Annotated in this window: 19 protein-coding genes; 15 read left to right on the top strand and 4 right to left on the bottom strand. The window is 54.2% G+C overall.

Going from position 1 to position 19,387, the window contains the following annotated elements; all coding sequences use genetic code 11:
- Positions 1-17 precede the first annotated feature (17 nt).
- The gene (gene speB / locus C1N58_RS01075) at positions 18-938 is read right to left on the bottom strand and encodes an agmatinase (RefSeq protein WP_033739645.1); all 921 of its coding nucleotides are present in this window, start codon (positions 936-938) and stop codon (positions 18-20) included.
- A gap of 159 nt (positions 939-1,097) precedes the next feature.
- Positions 1,098-3,077, bottom strand: coding sequence for a biosynthetic arginine decarboxylase (speA, locus tag C1N58_RS01070; RefSeq protein WP_033739647.1), 1,980 nt, complete (start codon positions 3,075-3,077; stop codon positions 1,098-1,100).
- An 801-nt stretch (positions 3,078-3,878) separates the two neighbouring features.
- Between speA and metK the strand changes: the two genes are divergently transcribed.
- The 9 genes from metK to ruvX all read left to right on the top strand — a co-directional run bounded on the left by metK (position 3,879) and on the right by ruvX (position 13,354).
- Positions 3,879-5,030, top strand: a complete 1,152-nt coding sequence (gene metK, locus C1N58_RS01065) for a methionine adenosyltransferase (protein ID WP_006120844.1) — start codon at positions 3,879-3,881, stop codon at positions 5,028-5,030.
- 444 nt (positions 5,031-5,474) lie between these two features.
- Entirely contained in the window at positions 5,475-6,866 is a 1,392-nt protein-coding gene (locus C1N58_RS01060) for a sugar porter family MFS transporter (protein WP_006120845.1), read from the top strand.
- 234 nt (positions 6,867-7,100) lie between these two features.
- Entirely contained in the window at positions 7,101-9,035 is a 1,935-nt protein-coding gene (locus C1N58_RS01055; protein ID WP_394564505.1) for a methyl-accepting chemotaxis protein, read from the top strand.
- Positions 9,036-9,130: 95 nt separating this feature from the next.
- Positions 9,131-9,643 carry a SprT family zinc-dependent metalloprotease gene (locus tag C1N58_RS01050; protein WP_155489635.1) on the top strand — a complete coding sequence of 171 codons (513 nt, stop codon included), beginning with the start codon at positions 9,131-9,133 and terminating at the stop codon, positions 9,641-9,643.
- A gap of 75 nt (positions 9,644-9,718) precedes the next feature.
- The gene (gene endA / locus C1N58_RS01045; RefSeq protein WP_039339282.1) at positions 9,719-10,426 is read left to right on the top strand and encodes a deoxyribonuclease I; all 708 of its coding nucleotides are present in this window, start codon (positions 9,719-9,721) and stop codon (positions 10,424-10,426) included.
- A gap of 74 nt (positions 10,427-10,500) precedes the next feature.
- Entirely contained in the window at positions 10,501-11,232 is a 732-nt protein-coding gene (gene rsmE / locus C1N58_RS01040) for a 16S rRNA (uracil(1498)-N(3))-methyltransferase (RefSeq protein WP_006120849.1), read from the top strand.
- A 112-nt stretch (positions 11,233-11,344) separates the two neighbouring features.
- A complete protein-coding gene (gene gshB, locus C1N58_RS01035; protein WP_033739652.1) occupies positions 11,345-12,295 on the top strand; it encodes a glutathione synthase in 951 nt (316 codons plus the stop codon).
- 79 nt (positions 12,296-12,374) lie between these two features.
- Positions 12,375-12,938 (top strand): YqgE/AlgH family protein, encoded by a 564-nt coding sequence (locus tag C1N58_RS01030; RefSeq protein WP_033739653.1) that lies wholly within the window; start codon positions 12,375-12,377, stop codon positions 12,936-12,938.
- Positions 12,938-13,354 carry a Holliday junction resolvase RuvX gene (ruvX, locus tag C1N58_RS01025; RefSeq protein ID WP_006120852.1) on the top strand — a complete coding sequence of 139 codons (417 nt, stop codon included), beginning with the start codon at positions 12,938-12,940 and terminating at the stop codon, positions 13,352-13,354. Before C1N58_RS01030 ends, ruvX begins: the two co-directional genes overlap by 1 nt.
- Here ruvX and C1N58_RS01020 read toward each other — a convergent pair.
- Complete coding sequence (locus C1N58_RS01020; RefSeq protein ID WP_054633201.1) at positions 13,351-14,346, bottom strand: type IV pilus twitching motility protein PilT; 996 nt, start codon at positions 14,344-14,346, stop codon at positions 13,351-13,353. The genes ruvX and C1N58_RS01020 overlap by 4 nt on opposite strands.
- A 15-nt stretch (positions 14,347-14,361) precedes the next feature.
- Between C1N58_RS01020 and C1N58_RS01015 the strand changes: the two genes are divergently transcribed.
- Genes C1N58_RS01015 through hemW form a run of 4 tightly spaced genes read left to right on the top strand, consistent with a single transcriptional unit; the run spans position 14,362 to position 17,383 of the window.
- Positions 14,362-15,069: a YggS family pyridoxal phosphate-dependent enzyme gene (locus C1N58_RS01015; RefSeq protein ID WP_039339277.1), complete on the top strand. Its 708-nt coding sequence runs from the start codon at positions 14,362-14,364 to the stop codon at positions 15,067-15,069.
- A 12-nt stretch (positions 15,070-15,081) separates the two neighbouring features.
- A complete protein-coding gene (locus C1N58_RS01010; protein WP_006120855.1) occupies positions 15,082-15,636 on the top strand; it encodes a YggT family protein in 555 nt (184 codons plus the stop codon).
- Between the two features lie 21 nt (positions 15,637-15,657).
- On the top strand, positions 15,658-16,251 hold the full coding sequence (locus C1N58_RS01005) for an XTP/dITP diphosphatase (RefSeq protein ID WP_006120856.1): 594 nt from the start codon (positions 15,658-15,660) through the stop codon (positions 16,249-16,251).
- Positions 16,244-17,383, top strand: coding sequence for a radical SAM family heme chaperone HemW (gene hemW / locus C1N58_RS01000; protein WP_033739660.1), 1,140 nt, complete (start codon positions 16,244-16,246; stop codon positions 17,381-17,383). Before C1N58_RS01005 ends, hemW begins: the two co-directional genes overlap by 8 nt.
- Before the next feature lie 52 nt (positions 17,384-17,435).
- Here the strand turns inward: hemW and C1N58_RS00995 are convergent, their stop codons facing one another.
- On the bottom strand, positions 17,436-18,170 hold the full coding sequence (locus C1N58_RS00995; protein ID WP_039339294.1) for a GntR family transcriptional regulator: 735 nt from the start codon (positions 18,168-18,170) through the stop codon (positions 17,436-17,438).
- A gap of 456 nt (positions 18,171-18,626) precedes the next feature.
- Between C1N58_RS00995 and C1N58_RS00990 the strand changes: the two genes are divergently transcribed.
- Entirely contained in the window at positions 18,627-19,088 is a 462-nt protein-coding gene (locus C1N58_RS00990; RefSeq protein WP_054633250.1) for a PTS sugar transporter subunit IIA, read from the top strand.
- A gap of 25 nt (positions 19,089-19,113) precedes the next feature.
- A complete protein-coding gene (locus C1N58_RS00985; protein WP_006120860.1) occupies positions 19,114-19,383 on the top strand; it encodes a PTS sugar transporter subunit IIB in 270 nt (89 codons plus the stop codon).
- The last annotated feature ends 4 nt before the right edge of the window (positions 19,384-19,387 follow it).

Genomic DNA, 19,387 nt, shown 5'->3' with positions numbered 1-19,387 from the left:
GTTATCCCGCTGTGGCATTAGCCTTTGTTGGCGGCCTGAACGTGTAACATATCCAGTGCCAGCGTTGCGGCAGCCAGCGCGGTCAGATCGGCGTGATCATAGCCCGGGGCCACTTCCACCAGATCCATCCCGACAATATTCATGCCCTGCAAACCCCGAATCAACTTGGTCGCTTTATCGGTCGTTAAGCCACCGATCACTGGCGTACCGGTACCCGGCGCATGCGCAGGGTCCAGGCAGTCAATGTCAAAGGTAAGGTAAACCGGCAGATCGCCAACGGTGCGCTTAATTTCCGCCAGGATATCGTCCACGCTGCGGTCGTTAACCTGCGCCGCATCCAGCACGTTAAAGCCCAGGCTCTTATCGAACTCGGTACGGATACCGATCTGGACGGAGTGCTGCGGATCGATCAGGCCCTCTTTTGGCGCCGTAAAGAACATGGTGCCATGGTCAAACGTGGGGCCGTTAGAATAGGTATCGGTATGCGCGTCGAAGTGCACCAGCGCCATTTTACCGAAGTGCTTCGCGTGGGCACGCAGTAGCGGCAGCGTGACGTAGTGATCGCCGCCAAACGTCATCATACGTTTACCGTTAGCCAGCAGCTTCTCTGCGTGAGCCTGCAACTTGTCAGACAGGTCCTGAGAGTCGCCAAAGGCATAAACAAGATCGCCACAGTCGACGACATTCAGGCGCTGACGCAGGTCAAAATCCCACGGCCAGCGACAGCCTTCCCAGGCCAGATTCGTTGAAATCTGACGGATGGCACCAGGGCCAAGACGGCTGCCTGGACGGCCAGAGGTTGCTGCATCAAACGGAACGCCGGTGATCACCCACTCTGCGTCGCTGTCGTAAGGCTGAAAATTGACTGGAAAACGCATAAAACCAAAGGCGTTAGAAACCAGTGAATTGTCGTACTGATTACCGAGGGTATTGTACATAAGTCGTCCTCTGTTAATGTCTGAACCGGGCCGGGCCCGCACACCTTTCAGGTTGAGATAAAAAAAATCCCCTCCGCGTCGTTAGGCCCGACGAGGAAGGGATGTGTTGCCGCCGATTATCAACAATGTCCCGCCCGGCTGCAAGCGCTTCGCAGGGCGTTATTCGTCTTCTAAATACGTGTAGCCATACAGACCGCTTTCAAACTCCTGCAGGAACTGCTCACGCAGGTCTTCGTCCAGTTCAGAAGTCTGAATCTGTTTACGGAACAGCGTCATCAGCTCATTGGGGTCCAGCTGCACATACTGCAACATGTCGGCCACGGTATCGCCTTCATCGGAAAGCTGTACTTCCACTTCGCCATCCTGGAATGCGAAGACATCCACCGCTTCGGTATCACCAAACAGGTTGTGCATGTTGCCCAGAATTTCCTGGTACGCGCCGACCATAAAGAAGCCCAGCATCGGTGGGTTCTCCACATCATATTCCGGCATCGGCATGGTCGTCGCGATGCCGTCGCCGTCCACGTAATGATCGATGGTGCCATCGGAGTCACAGGTTATATCCAGCAGCACGGCCCGACGTTCGGGCTTTTTATTCAGGCCTTCCAGTGGCAGCACCGGGAACAGCTGATCGATGCCCCACGCGTCCGGCATCGACTGGAACAGCGAGAAGTTCACATAGATCTTATCCGCCATGCGCTCCTGCAGCTCATCAATAATCGGGCGATGTGCGCGGTTGCTGGGATCCAGATGCTGCTGAATATAATGGCAAATGCTCAGGTACAGCTGTTCAGCCCAGGCGCGCTGCTTAAGGCTGTAAATGCCTGACGAATAGCCGGTGTGAATATCAAACAGGTCCATCTGGCTGTCGTGCAGCCATTCACGCAGAGAGCGGCGCGTATTCGGCTCGTGCATCTCCTGCCAGGTTTCCCACATGCTCAGGATAGGACGTGGCGCGTCATCGATATCGGGCGCTTCAGGTTTGCTGAATTCGTTCCGTTCAACACCAATGATGTTAGAGACCAGCACCGTATGGTGCGCCGTTACGGCGCGACCGGACTCGGTGATGACGGTAGGATGTTCAAGTCCGTGTTCGTCGCAGGCGGCACCGATGGCCCAGATAACATTATTAGCGTATTCATTCAGCCCGTAGTTTACCGAGCAGTCAGACTGTGAACGCGTCCCTTCATAATCCACGCCCAGGCCGCCGCCGACGTCGAAGCACTTAATGTTGACGCCCAGCTTCGCCAGCTCCACGTAAAAACGTGCCGACTCGCGCACGCCGGTGGCGATATCGCGAATATTCGCCATCTGAGAGCCAAGGTGGAAGTGCAGCAGTTGCAGGCTGTCAATGCGTCCGGCTTCGCGCATGATTTCAACCAGCTTCAGCACCTGCGTGGCAGACAGGCCAAATTTGGATTTCTCGCCACCGCTCGACTGCCATTTACCGGAACCTTGCGACGCCAGACGCGCACGAATGCCGAGGCGCGGCACCACATTCAGGCGTTCCGCTTCTTCCAGCACCAGGCGCACTTCGGTCATCTTCTCCAGAACCAGATAAACCTTGTGCCCCATTTTTTCGCCGATCAGCGCCAGACGAATGTATTCACGATCTTTATAACCGTTACAGACAATCACTGAGCGGGTGTGGCCGGCATGCGCCAGCACCGCCATCAGTTCCGCTTTTGATCCGGCTTCAAGGCCCAACGGCTCACCGGAGTTCACCAGCGATTCAATCACGCGTTTGTGCTGGTTAACCTTGATGGGATAAACCAGGAAGTAGTCACCGGTATAGCCATAGGATTCACGCGCGCGTTTGAACGCGGCGTTGATTGAGCGCAGGCGGTGCTGAAGGATCTGCGGAAAACAGAACAACGCCGGCAGACGCTGGCCTTGCGCCTCACGTTCTTTCACCAGTTTTGCCAGATCAACGCGCACGTCCGGGCGATCCGGGTCGGGACAGACACTAATATGACCCAGTTCATTCACGTCATAATAGTTATTGCCCCACCAGGCAATGTTATAGGTCCGCAGCATCAGGCTGGCGTCCTGATCGTTCATCGCCACCTCCTGCATAGAGCGGAGAGCACCTTGTTCGCCAGCTGACGAACCCTTGATATTCTTCATGCCGTCAGACATCACGAACCTCAATTTTCCGTTGAAAGATAATACTGTAATCCGACTCAACAGCCGGATGTAGGGAAATTCATTGCCACATATTACGTCATGCTCTGTCAGCGTCATGCGCCCAGATAATCCCCTTGCATGACCTAAGTGTAAAACACTCCGCCACGACAGGGGAAAAAAGGGCCGCGAATAATTCACACCACGTCGGTCGGGCCACTTGCCCACTTTGACGTGTCAGAGGTTAGCCAGCGCTTGTGTCGGGATAATTACCGAAGCGAATAAAAGGGTGGCAGGAAAGAAATAAAGACGGGAAACAGGATAACGCTGACGCAAAGCCAGCACGCAAAGAAGCCGTGAAGGAGAAGATAAGGCTCATGACGTGTATCACCTCCGCACATGACGCCGTCATGTGGCAAACCATCAGGGTGAAAGCCAGACAGTGGTCTGACGGGCGCGACGCGATAGCGCGTCATCCTTTTTCTGCTGCAAACGCAGCGGCGTTTTATACAATTTGCGCCTGAAAAATGCAAAGAGATTATTCGCTTAATGCTGGCCCTGCCCGCAGCATTATTCACTACTCAGCACCAGGCCGGCAGTGCATCAGAAAAAAGGGCTGGTAATTCGCTCATCTCGTAACCTAAAATAGACGTCCAGATGGTTTTCCATCTAAACAGGTTAATATCCAGGCGGTGTTGGCCTGGCGTGCTGACACTACCTGACTGCTCTCGGCTTTGCCTTAAGGGGCGTTAAGTCAGCTAACACTCACTTGCGCTACGCAGTCGAACTCAAACCATTGGTAAGGTAAAGAACATAATGGCTAAACATCTTTTTACATCCGAGTCCGTATCAGAAGGACATCCTGATAAAATCGCTGACCAGATTTCCGATGCGGTGCTTGATGCGATCCTGGAGCAGGATCCTAAAGCGCGCGTGGCCTGCGAAACGTACGTGAAGACCGGTATGGTTCTGGTCGGCGGCGAAATCACGACCAGCGCCTGGGTTGATATCGAAGAAATCACCCGTAATACCGTACGTGAAATCGGCTATGTTCATTCCGATATGGGCTTTGATGCCAATTCCTGCGCTGTGTTAAGCGCCATCGGTAAACAATCTCAGGACATCAACCAGGGCGTTGACCGCAGCGATCCGCTGGAACAGGGTGCAGGCGATCAGGGCCTGATGTTCGGCTACGCGACCAACGAAACCGACGTGCTGATGCCCGCCCCGGTAACCTATGCGCATCGTCTGGTCCAGCGTCAGGCTGAAGTCCGCAAAAATGGCACGCTGCCATGGCTGCGCCCGGATGCGAAAAGCCAGGTCACTTTCCAGTATGACAATGGCAAGATTGTAGGCATCGACGCGGTCGTGCTCTCGACTCAGCACAGCGAAGCCATCAGCCAGAACGATCTGCAGGAAGCGGTGATGGAAGAAATCATCAAGCCGGTACTGCCTTCTGAGTGGCTGAACGCGTCCACCAAATACCACATCAACCCAACCGGCCGTTTTGTTATCGGCGGTCCAATGGGTGACTGTGGCCTGACCGGTCGTAAAATCATTGTCGATACCTACGGCGGGATGGCGCGTCACGGTGGCGGCGCATTCTCAGGTAAAGATCCCTCAAAAGTTGACCGCTCCGCGGCGTACGCTGCGCGCTATGTTGCCAAAAATATCGTGGCGGCTGGCCTGGCCGATCGGTGTGAGATTCAGGTTTCCTACGCCATCGGCGTGGCAGAGCCGACATCTATCATGGTGGAAACCTTTGGTACCGAGAAAGTCTCTACTGAACAGCTGACGCTGCTGGTCCGTGAATTCTTTGACCTGCGTCCATACGGTCTGATTCAGATGCTGGATCTGCTGCACCCAATCTATAAAGAAACGGCTGCTTACGGTCACTTTGGTCGCGAACATTTCCCATGGGAAAAAACCGACAAAGCGGCACAGCTGCGCGAGGCCGCTGGTCTGTAAGCATCGGTGAGTAAGTGCACCTGAAAGCCCTGCCCGATGGCGGGGCTTTTTTATGAGCTTTATCCCGCATTCGTCCTCCGCTTTTTTCCTGCGGCACATTTTTTTAACTCAACTACACTTTCTTTCAGTTTGTACCCTGCCCTTGTGTTAACGATTACAATTTGAAACGCTTTAAATATCGGCTATTTAGGAATTTATCGCCGTAGTTATTCTTTTAAAAATGCGTTATTTTCAGCGTCATCTGATAGGCGTTAATCAGGACATTGTCAGAAACTTCGAGGGTACTATACCTCACTGGTTACTTGACCTTTCTGGGTTGTAAATGCTGGATTTCAGGGTTTCAGCATGTGTAAGCGATTACATCAATGTGATCGGGCTCACTTTTAACCCAGATAAGGTTTTTTAACATCGATAACAACAATGATGGATAATTTGGAGGCAACCATGCCTGGCAACTCACATAAAAGCAGAACCTCAAATAAGGCAATGACCTTATTTGTCTGCTTTCTGGCAGCGCTCGCAGGCCTGCTCTTTGGGCTGGATATCGGCGTTATCGCAGGTGCCCTGCCCTTTATCGCTAAGGACTTTAATGTTACTGCCCACCAACAGGAGTGGATTGTCAGCTCCATGATGTTTGGTGCAGCCATTGGTGCTATCGGCAGCGGCTGGATGTCATCACGTCTGGGCCGTAAAAAAAGCCTGATGGCCGGTGCGATTCTGTTTGTCATTGGATCACTCTGGTCAGCGATGGCACCTAATCCGGAAATGTTGATCTGCGCGCGCGTCCTGTTAGGTCTCGCAGTGGGTGTCGCCTCGTATACCGCGCCACTTTACCTTTCTGAAATCGCCCCAGAGAAAATCCGCGGCAGCATGATCTCGCTGTACCAGCTGATGATTACCATCGGTATTCTGGGTGCGTATCTCTCCGATACCGCATTTAGCTTTACCGGAAACTGGCGCTGGATGCTGGGCGTGATCACGATCCCTGCCATTCTGCTGCTGATTGGTGTGTTCTTCCTGCCGAACAGCCCGCGCTGGCTGGCGGCGAAAGGCAACTTCCGCGACGCACAGCGTGTTCTGGATCGTCTGCGTGACACCAGTGAACAGGCAAAACGCGAACTGGATGAGATCCGCGAAAGCCTGAAAGTGAAGCAGTCTGGCTGGGGTCTGTTTACCAATAACGCCAACTTCCGCCGCGCGGTCTTCCTCGGCATTCTGCTTCAGGTGATGCAGCAGTTCACCGGGATGAACGTCATCATGTATTACGCGCCGAAAATCTTTGAGATCGCCGGTTTTGCGAATACGACTCAGCAGATGTGGGGAACGGTTATTGTCGGTCTGGTTAACGTACTGGCCACCTTCATCGCCATTGGCCTGGTGGATCGCTGGGGCCGTAAGCCTACACTGATTCTGGGCTTCCTGGTCATGGCTGCCGGTATGGGCATCCTGGGCACTATGCTGCACATGGGCATCCATACACCAGGCGCGCAGTACTTCGCCATTGGTATGCTGCTGATGTTTATCGTGGGCTTCGCCATGTCAGCCGGTCCGTTGATTTGGGTACTGTGTTCCGAAATTCAGCCGCTTAAAGGGCGTGATTTTGGTATCACGGTTTCAACCACCACCAACTGGATTGCCAATATGATCGTTGGCGCAACCTTCCTGACCATGCTGAACACGCTGGGTAATGCACCGACCTTCTGGGTTTACGCGCTGCTGAACGTGTTCTTTATTGTGCTCACCGTTATGCTCATTCCGGAGACCAAAAACGTGTCGCTGGAACATATTGAACGTAACCTGATGGCGGGTAAAAAACTGCGCGATATCGGCCAGTAAATTCCTTCGCGCCCGCGTCCGTGAAAGCCAGTCAGTGTAAACTGACTGGCTTTTTTTAACCCTTTACCCACGCCAACAGCTCAGCGTATTCACGCTCAAACCCTGCCACGCCTGGCTTGCGCCGCCCCGCTTCGCTTTTCTTTCGTTAAAGTCGAAAAAATATACGCCGATAAATGACCTGACGTTTCCCTTATAAAAACCCGTTTTCAGACTTTATTTTCATCAGGAAATCCAATGAACAACCCCAGCGTAAAAAAGACAATGAGCACCCGGGCTCAGATGCTGCTGGCAGGGGGAATGACGATTGTCGTGGGCTTTGCAGCGACCATCGGATTGCTCAGCTGGCAGTCTTCAAAAGCGCAAAAATCTCTGGCCGCTGACTACCTGCAACAAATTGCTGCCAGCCATGCCGGACAAATTCAACAGGAACTGACGCATGCCCTGGACGCGGCACAAAACCTGGGGCAAAGCCTTGCCGCGCTGCCTGCGGCCGGCGTGACCGATCGCAACGTTGCCCATAAGCTCATGGAATATGCCCTGCAGAAAAATCCTGACTTTGTATCGATGACCGTGGTGTTCGAACCCAACGCCTTCGACGGTCGTGACAGTGCTTTCGCCGGCCAGCAGGGAATGCCACCCGAGGGGCGCTATGCCTGGTATATTGATCGGGATAAAGACGGGCATTTTAAAATGAATCCGGCGCTGGATTTTTTACAACCCGGTGCGGGCAATTACTATCTGCTGCCGAAAGAAACGCTTAAAGACACGCTGATTGAACCCTACAGCTTCGCCTATGATGGTGCAAAACCCGAGTGGTTAACCTCAGTCGCCACGCCTGTCATGGTGAACGATAAGCTAAAACTGGTCATCAGCTCGGATATTCTGCTGTCGTCTATCCAGAAAAAAATCAACCAGATCAAACCCTGGCAAGGCACCGGTTACGCGCTGCTGATTTCGAACAGCGGTAACGTGATTTCCTCCCCCGATACAAGTGAAGCGGGCAAGAAATGGCCGGGGAACGTAAACAGCACCAGTACCAACGTGACGGAGCAATACGATCCGATGCTCAAAGAACAGGCCATGTATACGTGGTATCCCGTGCGCGTTGGGAAGAGTGATAAACCCTGGTATGTCGGGATCGTGGCGCCCGTCAGTCAGGTGATGGCGGCCGCTGACCGCCAGCTGTACTGGGCAATCGGGCTGATGATCATCAGCATCCTGTCGGTGGGTGCCGTACTGGGGCTGCTGTTCAGTCGCAAAGTGATGCGCCCGCTGGGTGGTGAACCGGCAGAGGCTGCGCGTATCGCGCTGGCTGTGGCTGAGGGGCGGTTAAACAACAGCATTGGCGTTGCGCCCGACGATAGCCGTAGTCTGTTCTACGCGTTGAGTACCATGCAGTCACAGCTTCGGACGATGGTCGGCCAAATCAAAGATGCCAGCCTCTCTGTCCAGCAGGGCGCGGGCGAAATCGCCAGCGCCAACCTGAACCTGTCCTCCCGAACTGAGGAGCAGGCTGCCGCCCTGGAGGAAACTGCGGCCAGCATGGAACAGATTAGCGCGGCCATTCGTATGAACGCTGACAACGCACAACAGGCGACAGGCCTGACGGAAAATGCCACCCGTATCGCTAACCGTGGCGAAACGCTGGTGGATCAGGTCGTGACAACCATGGCGAAGATCGATGAAAGCTCGCAGAAAATTGGTGATATCACCACGCTGATTAACAGTATTGCTTTCCAGACCAATATTCTGGCGCTTAACGCCGCCGTTGAAGCGGCACGTGCAGGGGAACAGGGACGCGGATTTGCCGTGGTGGCCTCAGAAGTGCGTAACCTGGCGCAGCGCACCACCAGTGCCGTAAAGGACATCGCCGCCCTGATTGAAGAGTCAGCGCTGCGCGTCGAGAATGGCGTTGTGCTGGTCAATGATGCGGGCAAAACCATGCATGAAATGACAAATGCCGTTTCATCCGTGCAGCGCATCATCGGTGAAATTGTTGCCGCATCCGATGAACAGGCGCGCGGTATCGCTCAGGTCACCCTTGCCGTTAATGAAATGGACGGCACGACTCAGCAAAATGCGGCACTGGTTCAGCAGATGTCGGCGGCCTCCAGTTCACTTGAGGATCAGGCCCGCCAACTGGCAAAAACCGTCGCGCAGTTCCATTAAGCCGTGGCGATGTCCGTCATGACAGACGGGCATCGCCATCTTTGCCCCGCGCATTCATATTGAGTTCCGCCTCTGCGGCGCTTATGCTGAGCGCCATGAAAACACCTCGTCTTCCGATTGCCCTGCAACAAGCCGTTATGCGCGCCCTGCGTGATGCTCTTGAGCGCGCTAATCGCACGCTTGAACGCACCTACCCTGAGCCCACGCTGGTTTATCAGCAACGGGGCACCGCCGCCGGTACCGCCTGGCTGGAAAAATGGGAGATTCGCCTCAATCCTGTGCTGCTGCTGGAGAACCAACAGGCGTTTATTGACGAAGTCGTCCCTCACGAACTGGCCCATTTGCTGGTGTGGAAGACCTTTGGTCGCGTGGCACCGCACGGGAAAGAGTGGAAGTGGATGATGGAAACCGTCCTCGGTGTTCCGGCCCAGCGTACCCACCGTTTTGAAGTCGCGTCCGTCCGTAGTCGCACCTTTGCCTACCGCTGTCTGTGCCAGCAGCACCACCTTACCGTACGGCGTCATAATCGCGTGATTCGCGGCGAAAGCGAATACCGCTGTGTCCATTGCGGCAACGTATTAAAAGCCGGCCTTTTCCTTCCATCCTGACCGGATTCTCATTCCGCCTGCCCCCGCATTCTGGTACCCTGCCGCCCTTTTTAGGATCAAGGTGATAACTGGAATATGTCTCGCAAAATAATCATGACCGCCGCGCTGCTGCTGGCCTCCTTTCATGCCACCGCGCTTAACCTGAATAATTACCATCAGAATAATTTTCAGCAGGCAAAAGCTTATGCGGCCGAGATTAATGCCGATGCACCGGGCAGCTTTTATTGCGGCTGCAAAATGACCTGGCACGGTAAAAAGGGCGAACCTGATCTGAGCAGCTGCGGTTATCAACCGCGTAAAAATGCCAACCGTGCTGCGCGCATCGAGTGGGAGCACGTGATGCCTGCCTGGGAGTTCGGTCATCAACGTCAGTGCTGGCAGAATGGTGGACGCAAAAACTGCAGTAAAGATGCCGACTATCGCCATATGGAGACCGATCTGCACAATCTGCAACCGGCAATAGGGGAAGTAAACGGCGACCGGGGTAACTTTGCTTACAGCCAGTGGAACGGGACAGAGAAGCAATATGGTCAGTGCAGCATGCACATTGATTTTAAAAACAAACAGGCAGAGCCACCAGAACGGGCCCGCGGTGCCATCGCGCGCACCTACTTCTATATGCGCGATCAATATCATCTGCGCTTGTCGCGCCAGCAAACCCAGCTATTTACGGCCTGGAACAAGCTTTATCCGGTCAGCCAGTGGGAATGCGAGCGAGACCAACGTATCGCACGGGTACAGGGGAATCACAATCCTTATGTGCTCGAAGCTTGCAAGCGTTAAAATCCCTGCCCTAAACTAACTGTCTTTACGGCCTCGCCGCGTGGATCGCGCGGCGTTTTGCTCTCAGGTACTTTATGCGCATACCTCGCATTTTTCACTCACAGCCGCTGCATGTTGGCAGTGAGATTACACTGGATGACGATGCCTCTAACCATGTTGGTCGCGTATTACGCATGACCAGCGGACAGCATCTGGAACTGTTTGATGGCAGTAATCTGACTTTCGCGGCAGAAATCACGCAAGTTGATAAAAAACGTGTAAAAGTATCCATCACAACGAGTCAGACTGACGATCGTGAATCGCCCCTTTATCTCCATCTCGGCCAGGTGATGTCGCGTGGCGAAAAAATGGAATTTACCATCCAGAAATCAATCGAACTGGGCGTTAATGTCATCACGCCGCTGTTTTCTGAGCGCTGTGGTGTCAAACTGGACGCCGAACGTCTGGCGAAAAAAATTCAGCAATGGCAAAAGATTGCGATTGCCGCCTGTGAACAGTGTGGCCGTAACCGGGTACCGGAAATCCGTCCGGCGATGACGCTGGAAGCCTGGTGCAGTGAAGCGGAAAGTGGGTTAAAACTGAATCTGCATCCGCGTGCCAGCCACAGTATTAACACCTTGCCCCAACCGGTCGAGCGCGTCAGGTTGCTGATTGGCCCGGAAGGTGGGCTGTCCGCTGAAGAAATTGCCATGACGGCACAGCATGGATTTACGGATATTTTGCTTGGCCCACGCGTTTTACGCACCGAAACCACCGCGCTGACGGCCATTACGGCACTTCAGGTGAGGTTTGGCGACCTGGGTTAAGCGATACTTTTAGCACGTTCAGGTCATGCAGCCTCACCGCCAGCCTGAAAGATCAGCCCCTTTTGCCCGAACGGAACGAGACGGTTAGTGCCGCCTCCTTCAGGAGAGAATAATGATTAAGCTTGGCATCGTGATGGACCCGATCGCATCCATCAACATTAAGAAAGACTCCAGCTTTGCAATGCTGCTGGAAGCCCAGCGCCGGGGCTACGAAATTCACTATATGGAGATGAACGATCTCTCCCTGCGCGGCGGCGTGGCCTTTGCCCGCACGCGCCTGCTCAGCGTGGAACAGAATGCCGCGAGCTGGTACCAGTTTGGCAGCGAACAGCAGATCAAACTGGCCGATCTTGATGTCGTCCTGATGCGCAAAGACCCACCGTTCGATACCGAATTCATCTACTGCACCTACATTCTGGAACGTGCCGAAGAACAGGGCACGCTGATCGTTAACAAGCCGCAAAGCCTGCGCGACTGCAATGAAAAACTCTATACCGCCTGGTTTGCCGAATTTACGCCGGATACGCTGGTGACCCGTTCGAAGCAGCAACTCCGTGCATTCTGGCAGGAGCATGGCGATGTGATTATGAAGCCGCTGGACGGCATGGGTGGCGCATCCATCTTTCGCGTGAAGCAGGATGACCCAAACTTTGGCGTAATCGCCGAAACGCTGACAGAGCATGAAAGCCGCTACTGCATGGCGCAAAATTATCTGCCAGCGATCAAAGAGGGCGACAAACGCGTACTGGTCGTCGATGGCGAACCCGTTCCCTATTGCCTGGCGCGTATCCCTCAAGGCGGTGAAACCCGTGGTAACCTGGCCGCCGGTGGACGCGGTGAAGCGCGCCCGCTGAGCGAAAGTGACTGGGCGATCGCCCGCAAAGTCGGACCCACGCTTAAAGCCAAAGGCTTGATTTTTGTCGGACTCGATATTATTGGTGATAGACTGACAGAAGTTAACGTGACCAGCCCAACATGCATTCGTGAAATCGAGGCCGCTTTCCCTGTGTCCATCACCGGTATGCTGATGGATGCCATTGAGAAGCGTCTGGGCTCAGCATAACGCTGGGACCATGCTCCGTGATCAACCCAACACCGGTGCTGACTTTACGCACCGGTTATCTTTGGTAAAGCATGTGAGAATGAATTTACAGCATCACTTTTTGATTGCCATGCCAGCGTTGCAGGATCCCTTTTTCAAACGTTCTGTGGTCTACATTTGCGAGCACAACGAAGAAGGGGCAATGGGGCTGATTATTAACAAGCCTATGGAAAACCTGACGGTTGAAGGCATTTTGAAAAAGCTCAAGATTGCCGAGGAAAACCGCGATCCGGCAATCAACCTGGATAAGCCGGTATTCAGCGGCGGCCCGCTGGCAGAAGATCGCGGATTTATCCTGCACTCTGCCCAGCGCACGTTTACCTCCAGCATCCGTGTCTCAGACAACACGGTGATCACGACATCACGCGATGTCCTGGAAGCCATAGGTACCGCCGATCAGCCCGATCATGTTCTGGTGGCGCTGGGCTATTGTGCCTGGGAAAAAGATCAGCTTGAAAATGAGCTGATGGAAAACGCCTGGCTGACCACCCCCGCAAACAGCAATATTCTGTTTCAGACGCCCATCGCTGAGCGCTGGCGCGAAGCGGCACGAAGCATCGGGGTGGATATTCACAATATGGCCAGCGATGCAGGTCACGCCTGATGACACATCAAACCTTGTTAGGCTTCGACTTCGGCACCAAAAGCATTGGCGTTGCCGTCGGGCAGCAGCTGACGGGCAGCGCCCGTCCGTTAAGTGCCCTCAAAGCACAGGACGGTACGCCTGACTGGCTGCAAATCGAAAAGTTGCTGAAAGAGTGGCAGCCTGATTTTGTGGTGGTGGGATTGCCGCTTAATATGGACGGCAGCGAACAGCCACTGACCGCGCGTGCGCGCAAGTTTGCCAACCGCTTACACGGGCGTTTCGGCATTCGCGTGGAGCTGCAGGACGAACGCCTCAGTACCGTTGAAGCTCGTGCGGGCCTGTTTGAGCGTGGCGGTTACCGTGCGCTGAACAAAGGGTCGGTCGATTCACAGTCAGCGGCCATTATCCTGCAGGACTGGTTCGACACTCACTAGCGAATGACCCCTTCAGCCTGACGGGCTGCGCGGCTCTGTTCGAACGTCTGCATCCCGGCCCGAGCGCCGGTTTGCAGAAGCGCCGGAATCTGATGCATTTTGCCTTCCCGAATCAGATTGACCACGGCACTGGTCGCCATCAATACTTCAAACAGCCCGGTCCTCTTCTCATCACAGGCTGGCACCAGTTGCTGCGCGATCACTGCGTTGAGGCTGCTTGCCAGTTGAGTGCGCACCAGATTTTTTTCTTCCGCAGGAAACACATCCACCAGCCTGTCTACCGCCTGCACCGCACCGCGCGTGTGCAGCGTGGCCAGCACCAGATGGCCGGTTTCTGCGGCCGTGAGCGCCTGACGAATGGTATCGCTGTCGCGCAGTTCCCCCAGCATAATAACGTCAGGATCTTCCCTGAGTGCGGCTTTCAGGCCCTGGCTGAAACTCCGGCAATGCACACCGACTTCACGCTGTTGAATCAGGGATTGCTGACTGCGATGGATAAACTCAATCGGGTCCTCCAGGGTCAGGATATGGCGGGCCTGCTGCCGGTTAATCGCATCCACCATTGCCGCGAGGGTGGTCGACTTACCGCTGCCCGTCGCCCCGGTGATTAATATCAGTCCGTCCCGTTTCTTTAGTAACGCCTGCACCCCTTCCGGTACGCGCAGATCGGTCAGCGTCGGGCATTCGCTGGCGATGGTGCGTAGCGCCAGAGACAGCCCGTTACGCTGCATAAACAGGTTGGCGCGCAGGCGCTGTCCCGCCGCCAGGGTCAACGCGAAATCCAGTTGCCCTTCCCGCTTAAGTTGCTGCTGCTGTTCGCTGTCCAGCCACACCGACGTAAACTGCGCCATCCAGTCAGGTGACAGCGCAGACCGATCGGGCAGCGGCTCCAGCCTGCCCTGACGCCGCCAGTACGGCAAATGTCCGCTACAAAGGTGCAGATCGGCAGCGTTATGCTTTACACTAAGCGCCACGATTTCATCCAGATTCATTGTGTTCTCCCGACTATGACTTCAATCCAGCACAACCTACAGCAAGTCCGCCAGCGAATCGCCGCTGCTGCAACGCGTTGCGGCCGGGCTCCCGAAGAAATTACGCTACTTGCAGTGAGCAAAACGAAACCTGCGAGCGCAGTCGAAGAAGCGGCGGCGGCGGGTCAGCTCGCGTTCGGGGAAAATTACGTTCAGGAAGGGGTTGAAAAGGTTCAGGCGCTGACCTCACATCCCAATCTGATATGGCACTTCATTGGCCCGCTGCAGTCCAATAAAAGCCGACTGGTGGCAGAACACTTTGCCTGGTGCCACACCCTTGATCGTCTGAAGATTGCACAGCGGCTTAACGATCAGCGGCCTGAACATCTGGCACCGCTCAATGTGCTGATTCAGGTAAATATCAGTGACGAAAACAGCAAATCTGGCATCATGCTGGAGGCCGTCGACGAACTGGCGCAGGCTATTGCCGCGATGCCGCGTTTGCGTTTGCGCGGGCTGATGGCGATTCCGGCACCCGAACAGGATTATCAGAAACAGCTGGCGGTATGCCAGCAAATGGCTGATGCATTTCACCAGTTAAAACAGCACTATAGTGATGTTGATACGCTGTCGATGGGAATGAGTGATGATATGGAGGCGGCGATTGCCGCAGGCAGCACCCTGGTGCGCATTGGCACCGCAATATTTGGCGCACGTGATTACACACAGCCTTCACAACAATAATTGAGGAACTTCATGTTAACAATGACGTTTTTGGTAAAAACGCTAATCGATCTCTACGTCATGGTGCTGTTGCTGCGCATCTGGATGCAGTGGTCACGTTGCGATTTTTATAATCCGCTTGCCCAGTTTGTCGTGAAGATCACTCAGCCGATTGTGAAACCGTTGCGTCGCATTCTGCCTGCGTTGGGTCCGATTGATACGGCTTCTCTGCTGCTGGCGTTTGTGCTCACTACGCTGAAATATCCGCTTCTGCTGCTGATTCAGGTCGGCGTGTTCTCTGTCGATCCCGCTAACTTGCTGGTCGGCCTGCTGTCGCTACTGAAATCCGCCGGTTATCTGGTGTTCTGGGTCATTATTATCCGTTCCCTGATGAGCTGGATCAGCCAGGGCCGCGGTCCGATGGACTATGTGCTGATTCAGCTGACCGAGCCGTTAATGGCGCCGATTCGCCGCATTCTGCCCGCGATGGGCGGCATCGACTTCTCCGCCATGATCGTCATTCTGGTGCTGTATGCCCTGAATTTCCTCGGCATGGACCTGTTCCCGGGTCTCTGGTATTTGCTGTAAATGAACCAAACTGGAACTGTTATGCAAAAAGTTGTTCTTGCCACCGGTAATCCCGGCAAAGTCCGTGAACTGGCGGATCTGCTCTCCGCCTTTGGTCTGGATATCGTGGCGCAAACCGACCTCGGCGTTGAATCCGCCGAGGAGACCGGCCTGACCTTTATTGAAAACGCCATCCTGAAAGCGCGCCATGCCGCGCAGGTGACCGGGCTGCCCGCTATCGCAGATGACTCCGGGCTGGCCGTCAACGCGCTGGGCGGCGCACCGGGCATTTATTCGGCCCGCTATGCCGGTGACGACGCCAGTGACCAACAGAACCTGGAAAAGCTGCTTCAGGCGCTGGAAAGCACCCCGGACGGACAGCGTCAGGCCCAGTTCCACTGCGTGCTGGTGTATTTACGTCACGCTGCCGATCCCACGCCGCTGGTGTTTCACGGCGCCTGGGACGGCGAAATCACCCGCACCCCAGCCGGTGAAGGCGGCTTCGGCTACGACCCGGTGTTCTACATTCCGGCATTGGGTAAAACCGCCGCCGAGCTGACAAAAGCAGAGAAAGGAAAAGTCTCTCATCGAGGTAAAGCATTGACGCTGTTACTGGAAGCGATGCGTAATGCCTGATTTACCCCCGCTGAGTTTATATATCCATATTCCCTGGTGCGTCCAGAAATGCCCTTACTGCGATTTTAATTCTCACGCGTTAAAAGATGAGGTGCCGCACATTGAGTATGTGCAGCACCTGCTGCGCGATCTTGAAAACGATCTGCCGCTGATTCACGGACGTGACGTGCGCACGATATTTATCGGTGGCGGAACGCCAAGCCTGTTAAGCAGTAGCGCGATGCAGATGCTGATGGATGGCGTACGCGCGCGCCTGACGCTGGCAGAAGGGGCGGAGATTACGATGGAGGCGAATCCAGGCACGGTCGAAGCCGACCGTTTCAGCGCCTATCAGCGCGCCGGGATTAACCGCATCTCCATTGGGGTACAAAGCTTTAGCCCGCAGAAGCTGGAACGTCTCGGTCGCATCCATGGTCCCGAGGAAGCGAAGCGCGCCGCGGCGCTGGCGCAGGGCCTGAACCTGCGCAGCTTTAACCTCGATCTGATGCACGGTTTGCCCGACCAGTCACTGACGGAAGCGCTGGACGATTTGCGTCAGGCGATCGCGCTTAATCCTCCGCATTTGTCCTGGTATCAGCTGACCATCGAACCGAATACGTTGTTTGGCTCACGTCCGCCTAAATTGCCCGACGACGATGCGTTGTGGGACATCTTTGAGCAGGGACATCAGCTGCTGACCGCTGCCGGTTATGAGCAATATGAAACATCGGCCTATGCCAAACCGGGATACCGCTGTGAGCACAACCTGAATTACTGGCGTTTTGGCGATTATCTTGGGATTGGCTGTGGTGCCCATGGCAAGCTGACCCAACCCGATGGCCGTATTGTTCGCACGGTCAAAGTGCGCCATCCGCGGGGTTTTATGAAGGGCAACTATCTCGATAAACAGTACGAGGTAGCAGACAGTGACAAGCCGTTCGAGTTCTTTATGAACCGTTTCCGGTTGCTGGAGCCTGCGCCACGCGCGGACTTCAGCCGCTATACCGGGCTGAATGAAGCGCTGATTCGTCCACAGCTCGATCAGGCTATTGCCGCAGGTTACATCACTGAAACAGCGGACATCTGGCAAATTACCGAGAAGGGCAAACTGTTTCTGAACTCGCTACTGGAACTGTTCCTGGCCGACGAGTAACGCGCTTCGGGTTCGGCGTGCAAACTGCGGCTGTATGAAGGAGGCCGAATCCTTATCCGCGCTCAGTATTCTGTCTCAGTTGCAACAACCGGGTATTGATGATGGCAATGTTCACCTCGCAGGGCATGCCATCATCCAGATAAACCGTCTCATTAATCTCCAACGCCGCCTCATTCGCACTAAAATTCAGCAGTCTGAGCTGCTCACTGTCGGTCACGTTAATCGCATTAAGCTGCTGGTCGCGGCGCTGAATCTTTTTGCCGGTGATTTGTTCAATGTAAGAGTATTTCGAGATTTCCAGCCGGCCAAACTCCATGCTGCTGAACAGGCTGACAGGCAGGTGGATATATTCCAGCGCCACGGGAATATCGTCAAAGCACATCAGTCGAAGAATTTTGTATATCTGATCGCTGTTTCTGATACGTAACGCCTGCGCCATCTCCGGTCCGGGCACCTTGATGATGCTGGCAGTGAGCACCTTCCTGACCGCTTTATGGCCTTTTTTATGAGCCTGATAATCAAAGGGCGAAAGCGCATGGAACCGGCCGGCGTGATTGCTCTTGCCGATAGAACCGACAAACAGTCCCGACCCCTTCACGCGATAAATACGCTGCTGCTCAATCAGAATACGGGTTGCTTCCCGTACCGTCGCCCGGGTGATACCGATGTTCTTTGCTATCGCAATTTCGGTATCCAGCTTGTCGCCCGGCAGCAGTCCGTCCTGCATGATCTTGGTCAGAATATAGTCGACAACCTCTTTTTGTTTCTCTGTTATGCCATCGAACATCACGCTGTTCCCGAATAGTAAGCCCGTGCCTGCGGTGCGCCGCCGCATCGCCTGTATGCCTGATTTCCGTCACTGCGTATGAGTGAGACAGGAACCAGTGTGATCCAGCTAACGATTTTGCACTCCAGTGTCGCCTGTCCAGCCGGAATTGATTCTTGCATATTGTATCTGTACAGGTCTAGGTGCATCATCAAGATGACTAGACACGTTAAACATGTCTATACGTATAAATAAATTTGTGCAACAGGCAATTGTCAGAACTGACGCCTGCTTTAGCAATAAAAGTCATTACTAATCAAATAACTGGTTTTGACTTTTTATCTACCCTGACGTGTGTGGAAGAGAATCAGGAAAAACAAACAGGTTGACCGCCTGAAAAAGGCAAAAAGCTGACTGTACATCTTGCAATGACAAGCAGCCTGCCTGCTGGCCCAACTTTTTTATCCAGGACACCGTATGGCAAATCTTACCCAATGGCTGAATGCTGAAAAAATTCAATACATTGAGCGCGTTTCCGACTGGAAAGAGGCGATTCAGGTCACCGGTAATCCTCTCTGCCGTGAAGGCGCTATTTCGCAGGATTACATTGACACCATCGTCCGGCTCAAAGAAGAGACCGGCCCCTACTTCGTGATCGCCCCCCGAATCGCGATGCCACATGCGCGTCCTGAACAGGGCGCGAAGAAACTGGGCTTGTCCGTCGTGAAACTGGCAACCCCTGTCAACTTTGATGCTGATGAAAACGATCCTGTCGACATCCTTTTTATGTTCTCGGCCCCTGACAGCAACAGCCATATCGAGATGATTTCGCAGCTGGCTGAAGTGCTGACAGACGAGGACATCATGCAACGCGTTTATCACGCACAAAGCCAGCAGGAACTGTGCACGGTTCTGCTGGCAGACGACCTTATCAGTTAACAATTTCAAATAAGAAGAGGTAGTTATGAAAATTATGGCAGTGTGTGGTTCAGGCCTGGGAAGCAGCTTCATGATGGAAATGAACATCAAAAAAGTGCTTAAAGCGATTGATATGACGGCGGAGGTCGAACATGCCGACCTCGGCTCGGTGACGCCGGACGTCGCAGATGTATTCGTGATGGCAAAAGACATTGCCTACAGCGCTAATCTGCCCCCGGAAAAAGTCATTATCATCAACAACATCATCGACCTGAAAGAAGTTGAGCAGAAAATTCGCGACTACTTCAATAAATAACACC

The sequence above is a fragment of the Pantoea sp. SGAir0180 genome, assembly GCF_043546245.1.
Note: the sequence above shows the minus strand (reverse complement) of the source record. Positions and strands in the feature narration are given on the sequence as shown.

What these genes read in the sequence shown, in the direction of transcription:
- C1N58_RS01050 (WP_155489635.1), top strand. Translation starts at nt 9,131, where the DNA reads ATGAAAACACCTCGTCTTCCGATTGCCCTGCAACAAGCCGTTATGCGC.
- metK (WP_006120844.1), top strand. Translation starts at nt 3,879, where the DNA reads ATGGCTAAACATCTTTTTACATCCGAGTCCGTATCAGAAGGACATCCT.
- C1N58_RS01030 (WP_033739653.1), top strand. Translation starts at nt 12,375, where the DNA reads ATGAATTTACAGCATCACTTTTTGATTGCCATGCCAGCGTTGCAGGAT.
- C1N58_RS01005 (WP_006120856.1), top strand. Translation starts at nt 15,658, where the DNA reads ATGCAAAAAGTTGTTCTTGCCACCGGTAATCCCGGCAAAGTCCGTGAA.
- C1N58_RS01055 (WP_394564505.1), top strand. Translation starts at nt 7,101, where the DNA reads ATGAACAACCCCAGCGTAAAAAAGACAATGAGCACCCGGGCTCAGATG.
- C1N58_RS00985 (WP_006120860.1), top strand. Translation starts at nt 19,114, where the DNA reads ATGAAAATTATGGCAGTGTGTGGTTCAGGCCTGGGAAGCAGCTTCATG.
- C1N58_RS01020 (WP_054633201.1), bottom strand. Translation starts at nt 14,346, where the DNA reads ATGAATCTGGATGAAATCGTGGCGCTTAGTGTAAAGCATAACGCTGCC.
- endA (WP_039339282.1), top strand. Translation starts at nt 9,719, where the DNA reads ATGTCTCGCAAAATAATCATGACCGCCGCGCTGCTGCTGGCCTCCTTT.
- ruvX (WP_006120852.1), top strand. Translation starts at nt 12,938, where the DNA reads ATGACACATCAAACCTTGTTAGGCTTCGACTTCGGCACCAAAAGCATT.
- C1N58_RS00990 (WP_054633250.1), top strand. Translation starts at nt 18,627, where the DNA reads ATGGCAAATCTTACCCAATGGCTGAATGCTGAAAAAATTCAATACATT.
- C1N58_RS01060 (WP_006120845.1), top strand. Translation starts at nt 5,475, where the DNA reads ATGCCTGGCAACTCACATAAAAGCAGAACCTCAAATAAGGCAATGACC.
- hemW (WP_033739660.1), top strand. Translation starts at nt 16,244, where the DNA reads ATGCCTGATTTACCCCCGCTGAGTTTATATATCCATATTCCCTGGTGC.
- C1N58_RS01015 (WP_039339277.1), top strand. Translation starts at nt 14,362, where the DNA reads ATGACTTCAATCCAGCACAACCTACAGCAAGTCCGCCAGCGAATCGCC.
- rsmE (WP_006120849.1), top strand. Translation starts at nt 10,501, where the DNA reads ATGCGCATACCTCGCATTTTTCACTCACAGCCGCTGCATGTTGGCAGT.
- C1N58_RS01010 (WP_006120855.1), top strand. Translation starts at nt 15,082, where the DNA reads ATGTTAACAATGACGTTTTTGGTAAAAACGCTAATCGATCTCTACGTC.
- gshB (WP_033739652.1), top strand. Translation starts at nt 11,345, where the DNA reads ATGATTAAGCTTGGCATCGTGATGGACCCGATCGCATCCATCAACATT.
- C1N58_RS00995 (WP_039339294.1), bottom strand. Translation starts at nt 18,170, where the DNA reads ATGTTCGATGGCATAACAGAGAAACAAAAAGAGGTTGTCGACTATATT.
- speB (WP_033739645.1), bottom strand. Translation starts at nt 938, where the DNA reads ATGTACAATACCCTCGGTAATCAGTACGACAATTCACTGGTTTCTAAC.
- speA (WP_033739647.1), bottom strand. Translation starts at nt 3,077, where the DNA reads ATGTCTGACGGCATGAAGAATATCAAGGGTTCGTCAGCTGGCGAACAA.